Consider the following 5511-nt stretch of genomic DNA (forward strand, 5'->3'; position numbering starts at 1 on the left):
GCCGCCCTTGGCGTTGGTCTGCTTCACCAGCAGTTTCACGGCATCGGCAATGCCTTGGCCTTCGTTGGCGTACTGGCCGGTGATCGGCGCCTGCACGCCAATCTTGATGGGCGAAGCCGCAAAGGCCTGCGCAGCAGCCAGGCAAGGGCCGGCAGTGGCCAGGGTGAAAAAAATCGTCTTGGACAGGTGTCGCATGCTGCTTGTCTCCTAGTTTGGCAATGTGAAGGTGAGTGGCCGCAGTCCGGCCGTTGTTCGCAGCGGCAGGAGCCGATGCCCAGCACCAGTCCGTTGATGCGCAGTCCCAGGCGAGAGGACGACAGCGGACGGCAAAAGATCAAGCGCACCTCGATTCCAGCCCGGGGCGAGGGGCGCATCAGACGCGGCACACGCCTGCAAGCACATCCTCCGTCTCGCCGGACACTGCATCGCTTGTGTCGACATCGATTCGCGACGCGCATCGGGTTTTGGCGCCAACAAGGTGGTTGACGGTGTGCACCGTTCGACGTGGCTCTCGTCGCGTGGGTCAAGCACACCGGCCCCGGTCAAGCACGCCGGTTCAGGCGAACGCCCGATCATCGACGTGGGGGCTGTGCGCCACAGGTTTGCGAAAATGTTGTTGTGCACCGCCATGGCGTTCAAAAGTTGCACCTATCAACGAATAAAGGTGACACCAAAGAGTTGAAAAGCTTTACTTTTCCAAGAAGAGGTGTGACCATTCTAGACTCCAACATGTGAAAGGTGCAACCATGCCAGTGACGACCATCGGTGTAAAAATTGATGACCATGTTCGTCTTCGTATCAAAGCTGCGGCCGAGGCGCATGGACGCACGCCGCATTTCGTCGTTAAGCAGATGATCCTGCAAGGTCTGGAGCGGCTCGAACGTGGAGACGCACTGGAGGCCGACCCGCATGATGGCGAACTCAAGCCCGCGCCGCAGCAAGACCATCCAGCATCCCCGGTCGTGCCATTTCTCGATCTGGCGCAGGACGTGCAACCGCAAACCGTGCTGCGCGCGGCCATCACCGCAGCCTATCGCAGGCCCGAGCCCGAGTGTGTCCCCGCCATCCTTGCTCAGGCCACCCTGCCTCCGAAACTGGCCGCGGCGGCGCAGGATACCGCACGCAACCTCGCCACCAAGCTGCGTGCCAAACGCACGCGCGGCATCGTCGAAGCGCTGCTGCAGGAATACGCACTGTCAAGCCAGGAAGGGATAGCCCTGATGTGCCTGGCCGAAGCGCTGTTGCGCATCCCCGACACCGCCACGCGCGACGCATTGATCCGCGACAAGATCTGCTCCGGCGACTGGCAAAGCCATCTGCGCGGCGGCCACTCGTTGTTTGTCAACGCGGCCACCTGGGGTCTGCTGCTGACAGGAAAACTCGTTGCAACCAGCAGCGAGGCCAATCTATCCTCGGTCCTCACCCGTCTCGTTGCGCGCAGTGGCGAGCCCGTGGTGCGTGGGGGCGTGAACATCGCCATGCGGCTCATGGGCGAGCAGTTCGTACTGGGCCAGAACATCGCCGACGCCCTGGCCAACGCCCGCAAATGGGAAGCCAAGGGGTTCCGCCATTCCTACGACATGCTGGGCGAGGCGGCGCTCACGGCGCAGGATGCCGAGCGTTACCTGCGCGACTACGAGCAGGCCATCCACGCGATCGGCAAGGCAGCGCAGCGCCGCGGCATCTACGAAGGGCCGGGCATTTCGATCAAGCTCTCCGCGCTGCATCCGCGCTATGCGCGCACGCAGCGCCAGCGGGTCGTGGACGAACTGCTGCCGCGGCTGGCGCGGCTGGCGCGGCTGGCGCGCGACTATGACATCGGGTTGAACATCGACGCCGAGGAAGCCGACCGACTGGAAATCTCCCTCGACTTGCTAGAAAGCTTGTGCTTTGATCCGGCGCTTCATGGGTGGAACGGCATCGGGTTTGTGGTCCAGGCCTATCAGAAGCGCGCGCCCTTCGTGCTGGACTTCCTCATCGATCTCGCGCACCGCTCCCAGCGACGTTTGATGGTGCGGTTGGTCAAGGGGGCGTACTGGGATTCCGAGATCAAGCGCGCGCAGTTCGACGGCCTCGAAGATTTCCCCGTGTTCACGCGCAAGGTGCACACCGACATCTCGTACCTGGCCTGCGCACGCAAGCTTCTGGCGGCGCCCAGCGCCGTTTTCCCGCAATTCGCCACACACAACGCGCACACCGTAGCCGCCATCCACGCGATGGCGGGAGAAAATTTCTACGTGGGCCAGTACGAGTTCCAGTGCCTGCACGGTATGGGGGAGCCTCTGTACGAGGAGGTCGTCGGGCCCGATACCCTGAACCGGCCCTGTCGCATCTATGCCCCTGTGGGCACGCACGAAACCCTGCTCGCCTATCTTGTGCGCAGGCTTCTTGAAAACGGTGCCAACACGTCATTCGTCCACAAGATCAACGACCCGAAACTGAGCCTCGACGACATCATCGCCGACCCCGCTGAACTGGCCAGGAGCGTGGTGCCGCTGGGTGCTGGGCACGAGAAGATCGTGCTGCCGCGCGCGCTGTTTGGTGTGACCCGTGACAATTCCGCCGGGTTCGATCTCAGCAACGAACAGCGCCTGGGCTCCCTGGCCTCTGCAGGGCTTGCAGGACTTGAGATGTCGTGGCAGGCACGGCCCATCCTGGGCAGCGGTGAAGTGCAGGGCCCGGCGCGTCCGGTCCTCAACCCGGCCGACCTGCGCGATACGGTGGGCCAGGTCATCGAAACCGATCCTGCCCTGATCGACACGGCCTTCACCCTCGCGCTGCAAGCAGCGCCTGTCTGGCAAGCCACTCCAGCACAGGATCGCGCGGCGATTCTGTGTCGCGCAGCCGACCTTCTCGAAGAGCGACTTCCCCGACTTGTGGGGCTGATCGTGCGCGAGGCTGGCAAAACCCTGCCTGCCGCCATCGGCGAGGTGCGCGAGGCCGTGGACTTCCTGCGCTATTACGCAGCCCAGGTCTCATCGCAGTTCCACAACGCCGTGCAGCGCCCGCTCGGCCCGATCGTGGCCATCAGCCCGTGGAATTTCCCGCTGGCCATCTTCACGGGACAAGTCGCCGCAGCCCTGGCCGCAGGCAATGTCGTTCTGGCGAAACCGGCAGAGGAAACCCCGCTCATTGCCAGCTATGCCGTGCACGTGCTTCTGGAAGCCGGGGTTCCGGCAGGCGCGCTGCAATTGCTTCCGGGTGACGGCCGCGTTGGCGCAGCGCTGGTTGCCGATGCGCGTGTCCGTGGCGTGATGTTCACCGGCTCCACCGAGGTGGCGCGCCTGATTCAGACGCAGCTTGCCGGACGCCTGGACGCCCAGGGCCTGCCCATTCCCCTGATTGCCGAAACGGGCGGACAAAACGCCATGGTGGTCGACTCCTCCGCCTTGCCCGAGCAGGCCGTGACCGATATCGTCTCCTCGGCCTTCGACTCCGCCGGGCAGCGCTGCTCGGCGCTGCGCATCGTGTTGGTTCAGAACGATATCGCCCCCCGGCTGCTGGAGATGCTGCGTGGCGCAACCGCCGAACTGGCCATCGGCCGGCCCGATCGACTCTGCACCGACGTGGGCCCGGTCATCAGCGCCGAGGCGCGAGACACCATCACCGCGCACATCGAGGCGATGCGCGGCCGCGGCTTCAAGGTCAGCGCCCCCGAACTGCCGCAAGATGCCCGTCACGGCTATTTTGTACCCCCCACAATCATCGAGATCCCGTCGATCGATGTCCTGGGGCGTGAGGTCTTCGGGCCTGTGCTGCACGTCCTGCGCTATCAGCGCGGCGAGCTCGATGCCGCCATCGACGCCGTGAACGCGCTGGGCTATGGACTGACGTTCGGCATCCATAGCCGCATCGACGAGACGATCGCGCACGTGACCTCGCGCATCAGCGCCGGCAATATTTACGTCAATCGCAACATCATCGGCGCGGTGGTCGGTGTGCAGCCCTTTGGGGGGCATTCGCGCTCGGGCACCGGGCCAAAGGCCGGCGGTCCCCTTTATCTGCGCCGGTTGATCGCGCCCGGAAGCGGACCGTTTTTGTCAACGGCTCAAACGCCGCAGCCCCTGCTTGATCTCATCAAGGCCTTGCAAGACCAGGGCGTCGAGACCGCGGCGTTGCAAACCTACGCCGCGCATGCCCCGGCGCGTCAGGTCACCGTGTTGCCAGGCCCAGTTGGCGAGCAGAACCAGTACCGGCTTGAGGCACGGGGTACGATTTTGTGCCGCGCCGACACGCAAGAAGCCTTGCTGCGGCAAGTCGGTGCCGCGCTGGCCACGGCCAACGTCGCGCTGATTTCAGGCAAGGCGACCGATGCCGTCTCCGCGCTGCTGCCTTCCACCCTGCACGACCATGTGCGCCTCGCATCGCAAAACGCGACGCCCGACGCGGCGCTCTACGACGGCGATCCTGCCGGTCTTCTTGCCTTTCAAACCGAACTGGCACAACACACCCATGCGGTGGTGCCCGTTTGCGCACTGCCACGCGACGGGCTCACGCAGATGGATTACCCGCTTGAAATGCTGCTCCGCGAGCGAGTCACCAGCGTCAACACGGCAGCCGCTGGCGGTAACGCCAGCCTGATGACGATCGGTTGACGCCGAACATCGGGCAGCAAGGCTGCTGCACCATGCGCTCCTCAGGCGCGCGCGTGGCGCGTGGTGCCATGACTTGAGACCCGGCAAACGCAGGCACTTTGCCTGGCATCCATGCACACTTGGGCAGCATGCGCCAAGCGAACATCATCTTGACTCCTGAGCTGAAGGTCAGGTACTGACTGCAGGGGTGATGGTTTTCGCCCAGTTGTGCGGCAGCAATTCGCCCAGACGGCTGTTGGACCAGGTGGGCAGCTTTGTCAACACGTCTTTGAGATATGCCCAGGGGTCGGCGCCGCAGAGCTTGGCCGATTCGATCAGCGTCATAAGCACAGCAGCTCTGCTGCCGGCCTGGGCAATGCGCACCGGCGTACTTGCTGCAGATATGGCGATACACGAAGAAGCGTGTAGGCTCGCGATCGAGTTGCTCGCTGATTTCTTCGCCGATACGCGTCAAGGCATGGCCGGCAGCACACAGCCCCGAGTCGACTCGTAGCGATGTTCGATCCGAGGAAGCTGCCCTGGCAGCGGCTGGCGCTGGGGTGTGCATTTGCCCGGGGCTCGGCCTGTTCTTCCGCCACCAGCAGGGCCCGCGTCTTGGGGTCGAAGAGTTGGCCCTGCGCGGCGTCCAGACTCAGACTCATTAACCACCGTTTCCGAGAAGCAGAGCAATTGAGAGCGCGCCCAGAGGGGCGCGCTCTTCTTGGAATCCAGTCTCGATAGCGCCGCGCTGCACGTCTGAGTTTTGAGAACGCCAGCGGCGGCGCGCCGGTGGCCGGTGCTGAGCGTGAGGCCCTTGTATGTTTAAACCAGACCAGCGCGGTACAGTCGGATCACCGCTGAGGTGACCAGACCGGACCGTGCAGCCTGGAACGCCCTGGAGTCGGCGAGCCTGCTCGCCAGCTCGTGGCTGAGTTGA

Annotated in this window: 2 protein-coding genes and 2 pseudogenes; 1 reads left to right on the forward strand and 3 read right to left on the reverse strand. The window is 64.1% G+C overall.

The features are described 5' to 3' along the window. On the reverse strand, positions 1-195 hold a 195-nt coding region (locus ACYCUK_RS23075; protein WP_461596941.1), incomplete at its 3' end, for an ABC transporter substrate-binding protein. A 551-nt stretch (positions 196-746) separates the two neighbouring features. On the opposite strand from ACYCUK_RS23075, the gene putA reads away from it, so the two are divergent. Next, a complete protein-coding gene (gene putA, locus ACYCUK_RS23080) occupies positions 747-4595 on the forward strand; it encodes a trifunctional transcriptional regulator/proline dehydrogenase/L-glutamate gamma-semialdehyde dehydrogenase (RefSeq protein ID WP_461596942.1) in 3849 nt (1282 codons plus the stop codon). A 168-nt stretch (positions 4596-4763) separates the two neighbouring features. On the opposite strand, the pseudogene ACYCUK_RS23085 reads toward putA, so the two are convergent. Continuing rightward, positions 4764-4946, reverse strand: a pseudogene (locus ACYCUK_RS23085) (transposase domain-containing protein); the annotation flags it as partial. A 13-nt stretch (positions 4947-4959) separates the two neighbouring features. After that, positions 4960-5142 (reverse strand): annotated as a pseudogene (locus ACYCUK_RS23090) (IS66 family transposase zinc-finger binding domain-containing protein); the annotation flags it as partial. Positions 5143-5511: the final 369 nt, after the last annotated feature.

The sequence above is a fragment of the Thiomonas sp. genome, from assembly GCF_054608695.1.

What these genes read in the sequence shown, in the direction of transcription:
- putA (WP_461596942.1), top strand. Translation starts at nt 747, where the DNA reads ATGCCAGTGACGACCATCGGTGTAAAAATTGATGACCATGTTCGTCTT.